This is a genomic window from Nocardia sp. NPDC127526 (assembly GCF_042672265.1).
Lineage (GTDB): Bacteria > Actinomycetota > Actinomycetes > Mycobacteriales > Mycobacteriaceae > Nocardia.
The window spans coordinates 1-16,550 of the sequence record NZ_JBHXVO010000024.1 but is presented as its reverse complement, the minus strand read 5'-3'; the positions used below and the strand labels follow the sequence as shown (position 1 = coordinate 16,550).

15 protein-coding genes and 1 pseudogene are annotated in these 16,550 nt (G+C 68.2%); 8 read left to right on the top strand and 8 right to left on the bottom strand.

The window, feature by feature from the left end:
- Window positions 1-110: 110 nt before the first annotated feature.
- The 4 genes from ACFVIV_RS29360 to ACFVIV_RS29345 all read right to left on the bottom strand — a co-directional run bounded on the left by ACFVIV_RS29360 (window position 111) and on the right by ACFVIV_RS29345 (window position 3,865).
- Window positions 111-719, bottom strand: coding sequence for a TetR family transcriptional regulator (locus tag ACFVIV_RS29360; RefSeq protein ID WP_379201819.1), 609 nt, complete (start codon window positions 717-719; stop codon window positions 111-113).
- Window positions 716-1,507, bottom strand: coding sequence for an ABC transporter permease (locus ACFVIV_RS29355; RefSeq protein WP_379201817.1), 792 nt, complete (start codon window positions 1,505-1,507; stop codon window positions 716-718). The genes ACFVIV_RS29360 and ACFVIV_RS29355 overlap by 4 nt, the downstream gene beginning before the upstream one ends.
- Window positions 1,504-2,247 carry an ABC transporter ATP-binding protein gene (locus ACFVIV_RS29350; RefSeq protein WP_379201815.1) on the bottom strand — a complete coding sequence of 248 codons (744 nt, stop codon included), beginning with the start codon at window positions 2,245-2,247 and terminating at the stop codon, window positions 1,504-1,506. Before ACFVIV_RS29350 ends, ACFVIV_RS29355 begins: the two co-directional genes overlap by 4 nt.
- Before the next feature lie 109 nt (window positions 2,248-2,356).
- Entirely contained in the window at window positions 2,357-3,865 is a 1,509-nt protein-coding gene (locus tag ACFVIV_RS29345) for a multicopper oxidase family protein (RefSeq protein WP_379201813.1), read from the bottom strand.
- Window positions 3,866-4,096: 231 nt separating this feature from the next.
- Here ACFVIV_RS29345 and ACFVIV_RS29340 point away from each other — a divergent pair, with 231 nt between their 5' ends.
- Window positions 4,097-5,299, top strand: coding sequence for a low temperature requirement protein A (locus ACFVIV_RS29340; RefSeq protein ID WP_379201811.1), 1,203 nt, complete (start codon window positions 4,097-4,099; stop codon window positions 5,297-5,299).
- A 13-nt stretch (window positions 5,300-5,312) separates the two neighbouring features.
- Here the strand turns inward: ACFVIV_RS29340 and ACFVIV_RS29335 are convergent, their stop codons facing one another.
- Window positions 5,313-6,341, bottom strand: a complete 1,029-nt coding sequence (locus tag ACFVIV_RS29335; protein WP_379201809.1) for a sensor histidine kinase — start codon at window positions 6,339-6,341, stop codon at window positions 5,313-5,315.
- Window positions 6,334-7,014, bottom strand: a complete 681-nt coding sequence (locus ACFVIV_RS29330) for a response regulator transcription factor (protein ID WP_379201807.1) — start codon at window positions 7,012-7,014, stop codon at window positions 6,334-6,336. Before ACFVIV_RS29330 ends, ACFVIV_RS29335 begins: the two co-directional genes overlap by 8 nt.
- Before the next feature lie 124 nt (window positions 7,015-7,138).
- Between ACFVIV_RS29330 and ACFVIV_RS29325 the strand changes: the two genes are divergently transcribed.
- Window positions 7,139-7,843: a flavodoxin family protein gene (locus tag ACFVIV_RS29325; RefSeq protein ID WP_379201805.1), complete on the top strand. Its 705-nt coding sequence runs from the start codon at window positions 7,139-7,141 to the stop codon at window positions 7,841-7,843.
- Between the two features lie 4 nt (window positions 7,844-7,847).
- On the opposite strand, the gene ACFVIV_RS29320 is transcribed toward ACFVIV_RS29325, so the two are convergent.
- Window positions 7,848-8,567 carry a DsbA family oxidoreductase gene (locus ACFVIV_RS29320; protein WP_379201803.1) on the bottom strand — a complete coding sequence of 240 codons (720 nt, stop codon included), beginning with the start codon at window positions 8,565-8,567 and terminating at the stop codon, window positions 7,848-7,850.
- Between the two features lie 178 nt (window positions 8,568-8,745).
- Between ACFVIV_RS29320 and ACFVIV_RS29315 the strand changes: the two genes are divergently transcribed.
- The 4 genes and pseudogenes from ACFVIV_RS29315 to ACFVIV_RS29300 form a co-directional block, all read left to right on the top strand.
- Complete coding sequence (locus ACFVIV_RS29315) at window positions 8,746-9,927, top strand: NAD(P)/FAD-dependent oxidoreductase (RefSeq protein ID WP_379201801.1); 1,182 nt, start codon at window positions 8,746-8,748, stop codon at window positions 9,925-9,927.
- An 85-nt stretch (window positions 9,928-10,012) separates the two neighbouring features.
- On the top strand, window positions 10,013-10,915 hold the full coding sequence (locus tag ACFVIV_RS29310) for an RNA polymerase sigma-70 factor (RefSeq protein ID WP_379201799.1): 903 nt from the start codon (window positions 10,013-10,015) through the stop codon (window positions 10,913-10,915).
- A gap of 65 nt (window positions 10,916-10,980) precedes the next feature.
- Window positions 10,981-11,604 (top strand): DNA-3-methyladenine glycosylase, encoded by a 624-nt coding sequence (locus tag ACFVIV_RS29305; protein ID WP_379201797.1) that lies wholly within the window; start codon window positions 10,981-10,983, stop codon window positions 11,602-11,604.
- A 54-nt stretch (window positions 11,605-11,658) separates the two neighbouring features.
- Window positions 11,659-12,117 (top strand): annotated as a pseudogene (locus ACFVIV_RS29300) (Clp protease N-terminal domain-containing protein); the annotation flags it as partial.
- A gap of 200 nt (window positions 12,118-12,317) precedes the next feature.
- Here ACFVIV_RS29300 and ACFVIV_RS29295 read toward each other — a convergent pair.
- Window positions 12,318-13,760, bottom strand: a complete 1,443-nt coding sequence (locus tag ACFVIV_RS29295) for a 2-isopropylmalate synthase (protein ID WP_379201998.1) — start codon at window positions 13,758-13,760, stop codon at window positions 12,318-12,320.
- 213 nt (window positions 13,761-13,973) lie between these two features.
- Between ACFVIV_RS29295 and ACFVIV_RS29290 the strand changes: the two genes are divergently transcribed.
- Complete coding sequence (locus tag ACFVIV_RS29290) at window positions 13,974-14,648, top strand: FadR/GntR family transcriptional regulator (protein ID WP_379201795.1); 675 nt, start codon at window positions 13,974-13,976, stop codon at window positions 14,646-14,648.
- Window positions 14,649-14,804: 156 nt separating this feature from the next.
- A complete protein-coding gene (gene tyrS / locus ACFVIV_RS29285) occupies window positions 14,805-16,085 on the top strand; it encodes a tyrosine--tRNA ligase (protein WP_379201793.1) in 1,281 nt (426 codons plus the stop codon).
- Window positions 16,086-16,550: the final 465 nt, after the last annotated feature.

Here is a 16,550-nt window from a genome sequence, read left to right as displayed (position 1 = left end):
CATCTCCCCCCCAGGTCTGCGGGGTTTTTTTTCCGCCCTAACCCCCCCACTCGTGGTGCCCCCCCCCACACCCCACGCCGGGATGACGGGTGGGACTTCTGTTCATGCGCTCAGCTGAACGGCAGGTCGCCGGTGAAGTAGCGCTGCAAGTTCGGCCCGACCATGGCGGCGAGCTCGTCCACCGGCATGGAGGCGATCGGCTCGATCAGCAGGATCTTGCGCGTCACCAGCAGGCCGACCATCTGCGAGGCCGCCAGCATGACCCGGGTGGCGCCCGTTCCGGGCGGTGAATCCACCCGCACGCGAACGTCTTTCAACGCGACTTCGAGCAGGAAGTGCCGCGCCAGCGCGGCATCCCCGCCGCCGAGCAGGGTGCGAATGGCCGCCACCGCCTGCGTGCCGACCGGCGTGTCCCATACGCCCACCACGGCCCGGACGATGCCTTCGCCGAGCGCCTCATCGGGCACCTGGGCGATCCGCGCCCGGATGATGTCCGGATCCAGCGGCAGATGCAGTGCGGCGATGAGCAATTCCTGCTTGGTCCCGAAATAGTGATGCACCAGCGCCGGATCCACGCCCGCCGCACCGGCGATGGACCGGATCGACGCCTTGTCGAACCCCACCTCCGCGAACCGCGCCCGGGCGGCGTCGAGAATCGCCTCCCGGGTGCCGGACTGTCCGGGCCGCCGCCCGCTGCGGGTGCCGTTCTCGCCCGTCACGCGGTCCGCCGCCGCAGCGTGGCCGCGCCGAGAGCCAGTGCGACAACGGCGAATCCGGCCACGATCGCCAGATCCCGCCACATCTGCCCGGTCGCGCCGGTGTGCGTGGCCACCTGCTGCAGCGCGTCCACCGCATAGGACAGCGGCAGCACATTGGAGATCGCCTCCAGCCACCCCGGCAGCTGGCCGCGCGGCACCAGCAGCCCGCACAGGAACAGCTGCGGCACCACGATCACCGGCATGAACTGCACGGCCTGGAACTCGGTGCGCGCGAAGGCACTCGCCAGCAGGCCCAGCGCCACCCCGAGAATGGCGTCGACCACCGCGATCAGCACCACCAGCAGCGGACTGCCCGCCGAGGCCAGATCCAGCAGCCAGAACGCCACCAGGCAGGCGATGGTCGCCTGTGCCGCCGCGGCGATGGAGAAGGCGGTGCCGTAGCCGGCGAGCAGATCGAATTTCGACAGGGGAGTGGTCATGAGCCGTTCGAGGGTGCCCGAAACCCGTTCGCGCTGCATGGCAATGGCGGTGATGAGGAACATGACCACGAACGGCAGGATGCCCAGCATGGTGATGCCGACCCGGTCGAACAGCGGCGTCGATCCGGGCATGGTCGGATAGTTCTGATAGATGAAGTACAGCAGCGTCATCAGCACCGCGGGCACCACGAGAATCATGGCGACGGTGCGATGGTCGGCGCGCAACTGCTTGAGAATGCGCACGGTGGTCGCGGCATAGCAGCGCAACGGTTTCGGCCCGGCGGGGCGGGTCAGCAGCTCGGCGGTCACAGTTCTTCTCCCATCCGGATGAGCGCGAGGAAGGCGTTCTCCAGGCTGGATTCGCCGGTGTCGGAACGCAATTCGTCGGGACTGAGCTGAGCCAGCAGCCGCCCTTCGCGCATGAGCAGCAGTTTGTCGCAGTGCTCGGCCTCGTCCATCACATGGCTGGACACGATGAGGGTGCGGCCCCCGCGTGCCAGCTCGTGGAACTGCTCCCACAGGTCGGCGCGCAGTACCGGATCCAGGCCCACGGTCGGCTCGTCCAGGACGAGCAGTTCCGGATCGGCCACCAGCGCACAGGCCAGGGAGGCGCGGGTGCGCTGCCCGCCGGAGAGCTGATTGCCGCGATTGCCGGCGTGGCTGCTCAATCCCACGGCGGCGATGGCCGTTTCGACATCGTCGTACGAACAGCCGTACAGCGCGCCGAAGTACGCGACATTGTCGGTGACGGTCAGATCGTCGTAGATGCTCGGCGCCTGGGTCACATAGCCGACCCGCCGCCGCAGCCCGGGCGATCCGGCGTCCTCGCCGAGCACCCGCACGGAGCCCGATTCGACGAGCTGAGTGCCGACCATGCACCGCATGAGCGTGGTCTTCCCGCAGCCGGAGGGCCCGAGCAGCCCGGTGATGCTGCCGCGCGGCACGGTCAGCGAAATGTCTTGCAGAACCTGCCGCCCGCCACGGCGCACCTGCAGGTGCTCGATCGCGATGGCGGGCGCGGAGTTGGGCGCGGTCACGGTCACCCTCAATTCATCGAGTGTTGAATTCACTACGCGTTGAATTCTGCGCCCGATGGCCACACAGCGCAAGACCCGCCGCGTGTCGCATGGGCACACGGCGGGTCGGAAGGGGATCGGTTCAGTGACCGGAGTGGTGCGCGGGCGGTTTACCGGCTTCACCACCCGGTTCCACGACCACGAACTGGCCCATCATGCCCTGGTCCTCGTGCCAGAGCAGATGGCAGTGGAACATGTACGGCGTATTCGGATCGGCGGGCCCGTCGAAGCGCACCACCAGCCGCACGGTGCTGCCGGGCGCCACGAATACGGTGTCCTTCGGCCCGCGCAGCTCCGGCGGCGGCGCGCCGCCGTCCACCGCGGCGACGGCGAACTGCACATCGTGCACATGGAAGTTGTGCGGCATCCCGTCGTTGTTGCGCACCACCCAGGTCTCGGTACTGCCCCGGGTGATCGTGGCGTCGATCCGGTCCATATCCATTTCCTGGCCGTTGATCTGCGCGAACTGCAGGTCGAAGGGGCGCTCGCGCACCGAGTCCGCGGCCTTGGGCAGTTCGGAGGCGACCAGCTCGGACGGCAGCGCCGGGGACGGCCGCAAGGTGCCGGCGGCTCGCAGCTCGAGCACATCGAAGCGATCGTCAGCACCGCTGAAGCGCTGATTCCAGAAGTCCAGCCCGGCCTCGATCGGGTTGCTGCGCAACACCACTCGCTCGTTCGGGCGCATCCGGACCACGATCTCGGCGCGCTCACCGGGCGAGAGTTGCAGCCGTTCCAGCGTGACCGGCCGCTCCAGCAGCCCGCCGTCGGTGCCGATGAGCGCGAACGACCGGTCATCGGAGAAGCCGAAGTTGAAAATCCGTGCGGGAGCGGCATTCAGCAGCCGCAGCCGGACCAGCTCGTCACCGACGGTCCGATACGGGGCGAGCGTGCCATTGACCAGGATCTGGTCGCCGAGGAACCCGATATCGCGGAACATCGTTTTCGCGGTATCGAATCGGGAACCGCGAAATCGCACGTCCTGCACGATGATCGGCAGATCGTCGACCCCGTAGGCGCGCGGCAGCGGCAGCGCGCCGGCCGCCTCGTCGTCGAGCAGGAACATCCCCGCCAGCCCGCGCTGCACATGAGTTTCGGTCTCCCCGTGCGGATGCGGGTGATACCAGAGGCTCGCCGCGGGCTGGTTCACCGTCCATTCGGGCGTCCAGGTCGCGCCCGGCTCCACCATCTGATGCGGCCCGCCGTCCATGGCCGCGGGCAGATGCATACCGTGCCAGTGCACCGTCGAAGCCTCGTCGAGCCCGTTGCTCACCTGCACGCGCACCTTCTCCCCGCGCCGCGCCCGCAAGGTTGGCCCGAGGTAGTCGCCGTTGAACCCCCACGTCTCCGTCGTCTGCCCCGGCCGGAATTCCCGCTGCCCCGAACGCATGTCGAGCCGGAACACCCGGGTGCCGTCCGTCTCGACCACCGAATCCGCCAGCGGCGGAATGCTCAGCTCGTTCGTGAAATCCACCGCGCCGACCGTGGACACATCGGCCGAGGTGTACACCCAGGTCGCGCCACCACCGATCAAGGCTCCCGCCGCCACCAGAAACGCCGTGATACCCAGCGCTATTCGCCGTACTGCCACCATGGCGCACACGCTAAGGAACAGCCGGTCTCCACCACATCCAGGAGCGCCCCGATCCGCTACCCCGTCCGGACCCCGAGATCTCCCTGAGCCGCACCCTGTCCGGACCGCCGCCGGGTCCGCGGCGGGCCGGACCAGCCGGTGACCTCGCGCTGATTGCGCCGATCGCGAATTTCACCGGAAACCGGCCGCCTGGTACCGCGAATTGCCCGCTTCACCTCTACGCTCACCTGCGTGACCAGCGAGACCCCCAGCGAAGCCGAGGACCGGGCCGAGGGCGGCCAGCTCCGCGCCTCCACCCTGGAACTGTTCTTCGACCTCGTCTTCGTCTTCACCATGACGCAGCTGACCCACTCCTTCACCCACCATCCCGGCTGGGCCGCCCTCGGTCAGGTGGCGCTCATGTTCGGCATCATCTGGTGGATGTACAGCGGCTACGTGTGGCTGACCAATGAGGTCGCCCCCGACAATTCCAGCCGCCGCACCCTGCTGCTCATCGGCATGTTCGGCTTCTTCGTCCTCGCGCTGGCGATTCCGGGCGCGTTCACCGGCTCCGGTCTGGCCTTCGGGCTCGGATACGTCCTGGTCAATACCGTGCACACGGTGTTGTTCGCGGTATCGGGCGGTGAATCGTCGGTCCGCGCCATCCGGGCCATCGGCCCGATCAACGCCTTGGCGGCGGGATTGGTGCTGGCGGGCGGCCTGATTCACGGCTGGCCCCGCTATGTCCTGTGGGGCCTGGCATTCGCCGTGCAGGTCAGCTCGCCGTACCTGGTCGACACCGGCGGCTTCGTCCTGCGCGTCGCCCACTACTGCGAGCGCCACGGCCTGGTCATCATTGTCGCGCTGGGCGAATCGGTGGTCGCCCTCGGCGCGGGCCTGTCGGGCCGGGAGATCACCGTCGGCCTGACCGCCATGGTCGCCCTCGGCCTCACCCTCGTCTACGTGCTGTGGTGGGCCTACTTCGGCCTGGACGACGAACACGGCGAACACGCCCTCGAGGCGCTACCCGGTCCGGCGCGAGTCCGGCCCGGCCTGCTGGCCTACGGCTACTCGATCTACGTGCTCCTGGTCGGCATCGTCATGACGGCCGCGGGCATCAGCATGACCATCGCGCACGGCAACGAATCAGCGTCCACCGCAGCGGCACTGGCGCTTTCCGGCGGCGTGGCCCTCTACTTCCTGGGCCAGTTCGGCTTCCGCCTGTCCCTGCGCCTGGCTCGGGCCCGGCTGAAGCTGATCGCCGCGCTGGCGGTGCTGGCCACCGCTCCCATCGGCATGGTGTGGGTGGCGTGGGGTCAGCTCGCGATCCTGATCGTCGTCGCCTACGCCTTCGTCATCGCCGACGACATCATCACCATCCGCGCCGGCGAGGGCGGCAGGTACACGAGCCGCTCGCGCTACGCCGCGCGCATGAACCGCCGCCCGGCCGGATAACGTCCGGCGGCAGTCACTTCCGCGTCTGCGGGGCCAGGGGCAGGCGAATCATGAACCGGCTGCCCTGAATGAGGTTTTCCGCGGTGATGCTGCCGCCGTGCGCCTCCATGAGCCCGGCGGCAATGGCCAGGCCCATGCCGCTGCTGCTGCCGAGCCCGGCCGCGGCGGGGGAGCGGGCGGAGGTGCCGCGGTAGGCGACCTCGAAGATGCGCGGCAGATCGTCGGCGGCAATGCCGGGACCGGTGTCGTCCACGCGCACCCAGGCCTGGCCGTCGTCGGTCCCGGTGGAGATGTCGATGCGACCGCCGGGCGGGGTGTGCGCCAGGGCATTGGCCACCAGATTGGTGAGCACCCGGGTGAGCGCTTGATCGCTGCCCGCCACCATGATTCGGCTGCCGGGCTGGCGCGCGGTCAGGCTGATGGTCGCGCGCTGGGCGGCCGGCTGATAGGCGCCGAGCACCTCGTCCACGATCTCGCGCAGATCGATCGGCTCGAGCTGGAGTTGCAGTGCGCCGGAATTGATCTTCGACATCTCGAACAGGTCGTCCACCATGTCCGAGAGCCGATTGGTCTCGCGCACGATCTGCGTGGCATAGCGCTCGATGTCCTCGGACTTGTCGACCACGCCGTCGGCGAGCGCCTCGCCCATGGCGCGGATACCGGCCAGCGGCGTCCGCAGGTCATGGCTGACCCAGGTGACGAGTTCGCGCCGGGAGCGTTCGGCGGCCCGCTCCTTGTCCCGCATCTCCCGCTCCCACACGGTTCTTCGCGCCTGCGCCCGGCCCAGCAGCACCGCCGCGGGCACCGTGACCGCGGTGACCACCGCCAGCACCACGGCGATCTTGGTGAACTCGCCGTTGAACATGAGCCCGCTCACCGCGATCACGCCGCTCAGCGTGGCCAGCGTCGGAATCAGCACCAGCACAGCCATACTCGTGGTCATGGCGCGATTGCGGGTGAACCGCAGCAGCAGCGCGCCGACCACCACCACCGGCAGCGAACCCGCCAGCGCGTAGCCGATCAGGCTCTGGATATCACTCATCGGAATCGCCTCGGCCCCAGGCATATCCGCGACCCCACACGGTATCGATGCGATGCGCGGCCCCGAGTTTGGCGCGCAGCCGCTTGATGTGCACCGTCACCGTCGACAGATCGCCGAAACTCCACCCCCACACCTGCGCCAGCAGTTCCTCGCGGCTGTACACCCGCCGCTGATTGGCCAGCAGGAACGCGAGCAGATCGAACTCCCGCGCCGTCAGCTCCACCGGCTTGCCCGCCACGGTCACCGTCCGGGCCGCCCGCCGCAGTTCGACGGCGCCGCCGGTCAATACGTCCTCGGTGGTCACCACCGGATGCGCCCGCCGCAGCACCGACGCCACCCGCAGCGCCAGCTCCCGCGGGCTGAACGGCTTGGTCACGTAATCGTCGGCCCCCGCCTGCAATCCGATCACCCGATCCTCCTCCTCGCCGAGCGCGGTGAGCAGAATGATGGGCGTCTCCGGCCGCGGCCCGGACCGCACCGCCCGGGTCAGCTCGATGCCGTCCGGGGCCGGCATCATCACATCCAGCACGGCCAGATCGATGTCATCGCGCTCCAGCGCCGCCGCCGTGGCCCGGCCGTCGGCCGTCTCCACCACCTCGAGCCCGTCACACTCCAGATAGCGCCGCACCACCTCGCGGACCACCGGATCGTCGTCGGCCACCAGAATGCGCATGGAACAACCCTAAGCGCGCTGCCGCCGGAAACCCGCCGAACCGGGTATCGTCCCAGCTCTCGTCATACTTTCGTCACCGTCGTTCCGGTCCGCGCGGCGCCCCGGAAGTAGAGGATGGGATGCCATGACAGACTTCTCCGACCTGCGCGCCCTGTTCATCAACTGCACCCTCAAACGCTCCCCGGACCGCAGCAACACCCAGGGCCTCATCGATCTCAGCGCCCGCATCATGGAAAAGAACGGCGTCCGGGTCTCCCAGATCCGGGCCGTCGATCACGATATCGCCACCGGCGTCTGGCCGGACATGACCGAGCACGGCTGGGCCACCGACGAATGGCCCGCGCTGCAACGCCAGGTCATGGACGCCGACATCCTGGTCCTGGCGGGCCCGATCTGGCTGGGCGACAACAGTTCTGTCATGAAACAGGTCATCGAGCGCCTGTACGCCAACTCCAGCGTTCTCAACGACTCGGGTCAGTACGCCTACTACGGTCGCGTCGGCGGCTGCCTCATCACCGGCAACGAGGACGGCATCAAACACTGCGCCATGAACATCCTCTACAGCCTCCAGCACATCGGCTACAGCATTCCGCCGCAAGCCGATGCCGGCTGGATCGGCGAGGCCGGACCGGGCCCGTCCTACCTGGACCCCGGATCCGGCGGCCCCGACAACGATTTCACCAACCGCAACACCACATTCATGACCTGGAACCTCATGCACCTGGCCCGGCTGCTCAAAGACGCCGGCGGTTTCCCGGCGCACGGCAACCAGCGCAGCGAATGGGATGCGGGCTGCCGCTTCGACTTCGAGAACCCCGACTACCGCTGAGGAGTCAATTCCGTTCCGGCAGTGCGCAACCGTCCGGGCCGCACGCATCGGCATCGGCGACGATCTCGAGCTCCGGGGCGTGATCGCTCCACGCCTTCTCGAGGACCTGGGCGAACACCTCGGCCGGCTGCGCACCGGAGACACCGTATTTGCGATCGAGCACGAAGAACGGCACACCGCGGGCGCCGAGCCGCGCGGCCTCGGCCTCATCGGCGCGCACCGCATCGGCGTAGGCGTTCGGATCGTCGAGCACGGCGCGCACGGCCGTCTCCTCGAATCCGGCATCCACCGCGACCCGGACCAGTCGCTCGGTATCGCCGAACAGCGCCTGCTCCGCGGCGAAGTTCGCCGCGTACAGGGCATCCAGCATGGCCTCCTGCTCGCCCTGCTCCAGCGCGAAGTGCAGCAGCCGGTGCATGTCGAAGCTGTTGCCGAAGTCGCGGCCGGAGGTCTGATAGGTCAGTCCCATCGCCTCGGCCTGTGCGCCGAGCCCGCGCTCATTGGCCGCGGCCTGCGCTTCGCTGATGCCGTACTTCTCCGCGATATGCGGGGTCACCGGCGCGCTGAGATCCTTGGGCAGGGTCGGATCCAGCTCGAAGGACTTGTGCACCACCCGCACCTGATCGCGATGCGGGAAGGCGTCCAGGGCCTCCTCGAAACGACGCTTGCCCAGATAACAGAACGGGCAGTTGATATCGGTCCAGATCTCGACCTCGACAGCCATGACACCTCGATCAATCGGAAGTTTTCGCAGGCCGGGGCGCCGGCCGCCGGTAATGCCAACCGCGAATGACCATCGAAGATTCCGGCGTGACCCAGGTCACACGAATGGGTTGTCACGTTGGCGGGGACTGTCCTGTCCCATGGTCGACCACAACGGGACAAGCCCCTTGGAGCACGCGATGAACACCACCGACACCCACGAGATCGTCGTCCTCGGCGCCGGCTACACCGGCATGCTGGCCACCACCTACCTGGCCCGCGACACCCGCAAGATGAACGTCCGCATCACCCTGGTGAACCCGTCGCCCCGCTTCACCGAGCGGCTGCGCATGCACCAGGTCGCGGCCGGGCAGGAACTGGCGCACTTCGACATTCCCACCCTGCTGGAGGGCTCGGGCGTGGACTTCCGGCAGACCGCCGCCACCGCCATCGATACCGATGCCCGGACGGTCACACTGGCCGACGGTGCGGTCCTGCGCTACGACCGGTTGATCTACGCCCTCGGCAGCGCCACCGACACCGGTCTCGTGCCCGGTGCGGCCGACCACGCCTGGACTCTCAACGATCCCCGTCTGGCGCACGACTTTTCGCGGCGGCTGGGCGAGATCGCCGCTCATGGCGGCACCGTGACCGTCTGCGGCGGCGGGCTCACCGGCATCGAGGCCGCGGCCGAGATCGCCGAGGCCCACCCGGGTCTGACCGTCACCCTGATCAGCTCGACCGAACCCGGTTCGATGATGGGCGACAAGGCCCGCGCCTACATGAACCGCGTCTTCGACCGCCTCGGCGTGGTGCGCCGGATCGGCGCGCAGGTCACCAAGGTGCTGCCCGACGCGGTGCGCCTGGACACCGGCGAACTGGTGACCTCGGACCTGACCCTGTGGACCACCGGCGTGAAGGTGTCGCCGCTGGCCGCGCAGGCCGGAATCGCCACCGACGCAAAGGGACTCATCATCACCGACCCCACCCTGCGCTCGGTCTCGCACCCGGAGATCCACGCCATCGGCGACGCCGCGCTCATCCGCCAGGCCTGGGGTCGGGTGCACGGCACCTGCCAGACCGGCGTGGCCTCGGCCGCCCACGCCGCGGGCGTCATCACGCGGCTGCTGAAGGGCAAGCAGGCCAAGCCCTTCCGCATCGGCTACTTCCACCAGCCGGTGAGCCTGGGCCGCAAGGACGCGGTCATCCAGTTCACCAAGGCCGATGACAGCCCGACCCGGTGGTACCTGAAGGGCAGGGCCGCCGTCGCCTACAAGGAATCGGTCAGCAGCACCCCGCCGCTGGCCTACAAGATGAGCAAGCACGTGAAGCTCCCGGTCAAGCTGACCAATGGCGGCCGCGCCACCCGCACCACCGCGTGAGCCGCATCCGGCGGCCGGAATATCCCCGAGGGATATCCGGCCGTTCGGTGGTGCCACCCTCGAAATACCGGTAGGTATGAATCCCATGCAGGACCAGACTCGCGACACCGACACCCGAGACGCGGAGATCGATCCCTTCGTCGAGCACCGTCGCCTGCTCTTCGGCACCGCCTATCAGATGCTGGGCAGCGTCGCCGACGCCGAGGACATCCTGCAGGACGCCTGGCTGAAATGGCATGGCGTCGACCGGGATTCGGTGCAGCACCCGAAGTCCTACCTGGTCCGCACCGTCACCAATCTCGCCCTCAATCGCCTCACCTCCGCCCGGGCCACCCGCGAAACCTATGTCGGCCCTTGGCTTCCCGAACCGCTCATCACCGCCCCGAATGCCGCCGAGGAGACCGAAATGGCCGACACCGTCTCCACGGCCATGCTGGTCGTCCTCGAAACCCTCACTCCCGTCGAACGAGCCGTCTTCGTGCTGCGGGAGGTCTTCGGCTACTCGCACGCCGAAATCGGCGGCTTCCTGGACCGGCCCGAGGCGACCATCCGCCAGATCTCGCACCGCGCCCGCAATCACGTGCAGTCCCGCCGCCCGCGCTTCGACGCCGACGACGCCTCCCGCCAGGAGATCACCGAGAAGTTCATGGCCGCCTGCCACGGCGGGGACCTCAATGCCCTGATGGAGATCCTGGCGCCCGAGGTCACGCTGTGGAACGACGGCGGCGGGAAGGTCACCGCCGCGCGCCGGCCGCTGCACGGGCCCGACCACGTCGCCCGCTGGATGCTCGGCGTCATGGCCAAGCCGGTCTCCGCCGGCATTCGCCTGGAACCGGCGGTCATCAACGGCGAACTCGGCATTGTCGGCGTCATCGGCGACTACCTCGTCGGCGCGCTCACCTATGACATTCGCGACGGTCACATCGAGAACATCCGATTCCAGGTCAATCCGGACAAGCTCAGCGGTGTGCGACGGGCCGGCTCGTAGCCCCCACGGGGGCGGCGTCCAGCTCCCACGAGGGCACTCGCCGCGGTCCGGAACAATGGGATGTCGTGAGTCCCGAACTGCTTGCCGTCGAACCCCTGGCCGCCGCCCGCCGACTGCTCGGCGCGACACTGTGGTCGGGCCCGGTCGGCATGCGGATCGTCGAGGTCGAGGCCTATGGCGGCGACCCGTCCGGCCCCTGGCACGACCCGGCCGCGCACTCCGGTCGCGGCCGCACCGCGCGCAATGCCGTCATGTTCGGACCGCCCGGCGTGCTGTACGTCTACCTCAGCTACGGCATGCACACCTGCGTCAACGTCACCAGCGGTCCCGATGGCATCGCCAGCGCGGTGCTCGTTCGCGCCGGCGAGATCATCGCGGGCCACGAGAAGGCCCGCGCCCGCCGCCCCGCCGCGCGGACCGATGCCGATCTCGGCAAGGGGCCGGGCAATGTCGGCAGCGCCCTCGGAATCACGCTGGACGACTACGGCGCCCAACTTTTCGACGCGGCCTCGCCCATCCGGCTCGAGCTCGGCCCCGAAATCACCGACCCGGCCGCGATTTCGGTCGGCCCGCGCGTCGGGGTGAGCCTGGCGGCGGACCGCCCCTGGCGGCTGTGGCTCCCGGATTCCGCCGCCGTCTCCGCCTACCGCCGCAGTCCCCGCGCACCGCGGTTGGATCTGCCCGCCTGACCGGCGTCAGGGGGCTACCGTGGAGGTGAATGCCGTGTTGCCGTAGGGGGCTCCATGTTCGAACGGTTCACCGATTCCGCCCGCCGGGTAATCGTCTTGGCGCAGGAAGAAGCCCGCAGACTCAACCACAACTACATCGGCACCGAACACCTGCTGCTCGGGCTGCTGCACGGCGAAACCGTGGCCACCCGGGCGCTCACCGAACTCGGCATCGATCTCGACGCCGTGCGCAGCCAGGTCGAGGACATCATCGGCCCGGGCGACAAGACGATGGACGGTCACATCCCGTTCACCCCGCGCGCCAAGAAGGTCCTGGAACTGTCGCTGCGCGAGGCCATTGCGTTGAGCCACAACTACATCGGCCCGGAGCACATCCTGCTGGCCGCGAGCCGGGAGGGCGAGGGCGTGGCGGCGCAGGTGCTGGTCAAGCTCGGCGCGGATCCCAAACGGCTGCGCCCACAGGTCATGACCTTGATCGGGGTCGTGCCCGAGGGGGAGCAGCCCGAGCACTCGCATCAGGTGCCGGTCGCGGCCGCCGTGGTCACGCTGCTGCAGCGGGTGCAGGCGCTGGAGGACCGGGTCGGCGAACTGGAGCGCATTCTCGGTGAGCAGCCCGCCGCGGGCGAGGATGACAAGCCCGCCTGACACGACCGCCCTGCCCGACACGACCGCGGTGGCGTCGCACGACCGGTTCGCGCGACGCCATCCTGCGATCAGCCGCCGACCGCGGCCACCGCACGCGTCCGATCGGCCGCCTCCATCACCGCGACCACCACCTCCTCCGGAATTCCCAGCTCCCGCACGGCCATTCGACTGTCCTCGGAGGCGTACACGGTGGTGAACAACTCCCACAGCTCCGCCGCCGACACCTCCGCGCCGGTGCGGTCGGTATGCCGTTGCACGTGCCGGGCGAAGTCGATCTGCCAATCGCGCGGCAGCTCCAGCCCGAACTCCGACTGCAGCAGATACGCGATCCCGCCCTTGCCGGACTGCGAATTCACCCTGATCACCGCCTCGTACGAACGCCCCACATCGGCCGGATCGATCGGCAGATACGGCACCTCCCAGGGAATGTCCCGCCCCGCCGCATCCAAACGCCGTGCACGCGCGGCATGTTCGGCGAATCCCTTCTTGATCGCATCCTGATGCGTGCCGGAGAACGCGGTGTACACCAGATCACCCGCATACGGATGCCGATCGTGGATAGGCATGCGGGTGCAGAACTCCACCGTCTCGCGCACGGCGTCGATATCGGAGAAGTCGATCATCGGATCCACGCCCTGCGCATGCAGATTCAGGGCCAGCGTCGCCAGATCCACATTGCCGGTGCGCTCCCCGTTCCCGAATACGCAGCCCTCCACCCGCTGCGCCCCGGCCAGCACCGCCAGCTCCGCGCACGCGACGCCGGTGCCGCGATCATTGTGCGGATGCACCGACAGGATCACGCTGTCGCGGCGCGCCAGATTCCGGTGCATGTACTCGATCTGATCCGCGTACACATTCGGCGTCGCCACCTCGACCGTGGCGGGCAGATTCAGCGTGACCGGACGCTGCGGCGTCGCATCCCACAGCGTGGTCATGCGATCGCAGATATCGAGCACGAAATCCGGCTCGGTCAGCATGAACACCTCGGGGGAGAACTGGAAGCGCACATTCGCCAGATCCCCGGCCAGCTCCAGAATGTCGCGCCCGCCGGCGGTGATCATCCCGGTCAGCGCCTCGCGCGAAGTCCCGAGCACGACTTCGCGCCACACCGGTGCGGTCGCCGTATACATGTGGATCACAACATCATTGGGGATGCCGCGGATGGATTCGACCGTCCGCTCGATCAGATCCCGTCGCGCGGGGGTGAACACCACGATGGTGACATTCGCCGGCGCCAGACCTTCGGTCGCGATGAGCCGCACGAAATCGAAGTCGGTCTGCGAGGCGCTCGGATACCCCACCTCGATTTCCTTGTAGCCCATGGCCACCAGCATTTCGAAGAACCGCCGCTTGCGCTGCGGGTCCATGGGCTCGGCCAGCGCCTGATTGCCGTCCCGCAGATCCACCGGCACCCACAGCGGGGCCGCGGTGATCCGGTTCGACGGCCACCGCCGCTCGGTCAGCGGTACCGAAACCCGCTGGTACACATCGCGATACCGATGCGACGGCATGACGGAGGGCTGCTGGCGGTTCCAGTGGGAGAAAGTAGTCACGAGTGCTGTCTTTCGCGTCGAAGAGAGATGACCGGCGCAACACAGCAGCCCGCGGGCAGGGTGCCGGTCGATCAGACCCCGCCGCGGCGGCTAAGAAGAAGGGCACCCGAAAGCATGTGGCATAGACTAGATGTCATTCACTCCTCAGACAAGTAGAGAGGTCGAAGACCCGTGTCGCAGGTGCAGAGGCACCCCCTCGCCGCCCAGGCCGCCGACGTATTGCTGACCCGCATACGCGCGGGCGAATGGGCGCTCGGTCACAAACTCCCCGGCGAGACCACCCTCGCTGCCCAGCTCGGCGTCGGCCGCTCCACCCTGCGCGAGGCCATTCGCGAGCTATCCGGCAAGGGCGTCCTCGAAAGCCGCCAGGGCGCAGGCGTTTTCGTCACCGCCCTGGACATCACCGAGGACTGGGACACGGTGCTGCGCCGCGCCGACATAGTCACCGTCATCGAGGCCCGCATCGCCATCGAAGCCGAAGCCGCCGCCCTGGCCGCCGCCCGCCGCACCCCCGCCGATCTGCGCGCCCTGTGGCGCGCCCTCACCGCCCGCGCCGAGGCGGGGGACACCCTCGAATCCCTCGTCGACGCCGACACCGCCTTCCACCGCACGGTCATCGCCGCCGCCCACAACGACATCCTCACCCAGATGTTCGACGCCTTCGTCCCGCGCCTGCGCACCGCCATGATCGACATGCTCCGCATCCGCCCCATGCCCGACCCGGCCGCCGACCACCACGCCCACGAACTCCTCGTCGACGCCATCCGAGCCCGCACCCCCGAAGCCGCCGCCACCACCAGCCGCCTCCACCTGACCACCCTCAAGTCCGCCTTCGAAACCCGCTAGACGACCGCCCCGCCGCCGAGCCACACTCGGCAACAGACCTTCGGGCGGGCGGTTCGGGTCATCGGGGTTTCAGGGGCTTGCCCCTGAGAGTTACGAGAGTTGTCCGATCCAGACCTGTTCGAAGGTCCTCCATATACGTGCGGAAAGATAGGGACAGTGAGCGGCGACATCATCGATGAACTGACCTGGCGCGGGCTGATCGCGCAGTCCACCGACCTGGACGCCCTGCGGGCGGACCTGTCCAAGGGCCCGATCACCCTCTATGCCGGTTTCGATCCGACCGCGGCCTCCCTGCACGCCGGACACCTCGTCCCCCTGCTGGCGCTGAAGCGCTTCCAGCGCGCCGGCCACCGCCCCATCGTGCTCGCGGGCGGCGCGACCGGTCTTATCGGCGACCCGCGCGACGTGGGCGAGCGCGCCATGAACTCCACCGACACCGTGGCCGAGTGGGCCGGGCGCATCCGCTCCCAGCTGGAGCGCTTCGTCGATCTCGACGATTCCCCCACCGGCGCCGTCATCGCCAACAATATGGACTGGACCGGCTCGCTGAGCACGGTCGACTTCCTGCGCGATATCGGCAAGCACTTCTCGGTGAACGTCATGCTGGCGCGCGACACGGTGAAGCGGCGTCTGGAGGGCGACGGCATCTCCTACACCGAGTTCTCCTACATGCTGCTGCAGGCCAACGACTACGTGCAGCTGCGCCGCAACTACGGCTGCCGCCTGCAGGTCGGCGGCTCCGATCAGTGGGGCAACATCATTGCCGGCGTGGAACTGAACCGCCGCGTCGACGGCGAGCACGTGCACGCCCTGACGGTCCCGCTGGTGACTTCCGCCGACGGCAAGAAGTTCGGCAAGTCCACCGGCGGCGGCAGCCTGTGGCTGGATCCGGAGATGACCAGCCCCTACGCCTGGTACCAGTACTTCGTGAATACGGCCGACGCCGACGTCGTGCGTTACCTGCGCTGGTTCACCTTCCTCTCCAAGGAGGAACTGGACGAGCTCGAGCAGGCCACGATCGAGCGCCCGCACGCCCGCGAGGCGCAGCGCCGTCTGGCGGCCGAGATGACGACGCTGGTGCACGGCGAGGAGAACACCCGCTCGGTGCAGCTGGCCAGCCAGGCCCTGTTCGGCCGCGGTGAACTCGGCGAGCTGAACGAGCCGACCCTGGCCGCCGCGCTCACCGAAGCCGCGGTCGACGGCAAGGTCGCCGAAGCCGTCAATGGCGCGACCATCGTGGATCTGCTCGTCGCCACGGGACTGTGCGAGAGCCGCGGCGCGGCCCGCCGGGCCGTCAATGAGGGCGGCGCCTCGGTGAACAACGAGCGCGTCGCCGATCTCGAGTGGACGCCGTCGGACTCCGACTACCTGCACGGACGCTGGCTGGTCCTGCGCCGCGGCAAGAAGAACTTCGCCGGCGTCCGGCGAGCGGGATAAGGGGAGTCCGTCGAGAGGACTGGATCGAATTGCCATGAGCTGGGTCACAATCCGGTGGCCCAGCCCGGCGATCGGCCCGATCCCCGCTCCCGTGACCAGCGCAAACGGGTTGCCGACCAGGGGATTTGACGTTCAGTTTTCCAGCACGTAACTTATTCCAGGTCAGAGCGACACGGACACCGACCGGGACGCGAAAGCCCAGCTCAGAAGCTGGAAACGCGGTCCAGGACAACGAGGTTGGACGAGGAGCGCCTGACAGGCAGGCAAGACCGGCTGGGACCCCAGAGTTGACTCTGCGGAGAACAGCGGTTAGGCTGGAAAAGTTGCCTCACTACGAAATCGCTTAGATCGATGGGTTGGTGTGTGCGCCTGTTCTTTGAGAACTCAATAGTGTGTCGATGAATGTCAGTGCCAAATATTTAATTTGGTTCCGGCCTTTCACCCCCCGTGTGAGGGTCGGACATT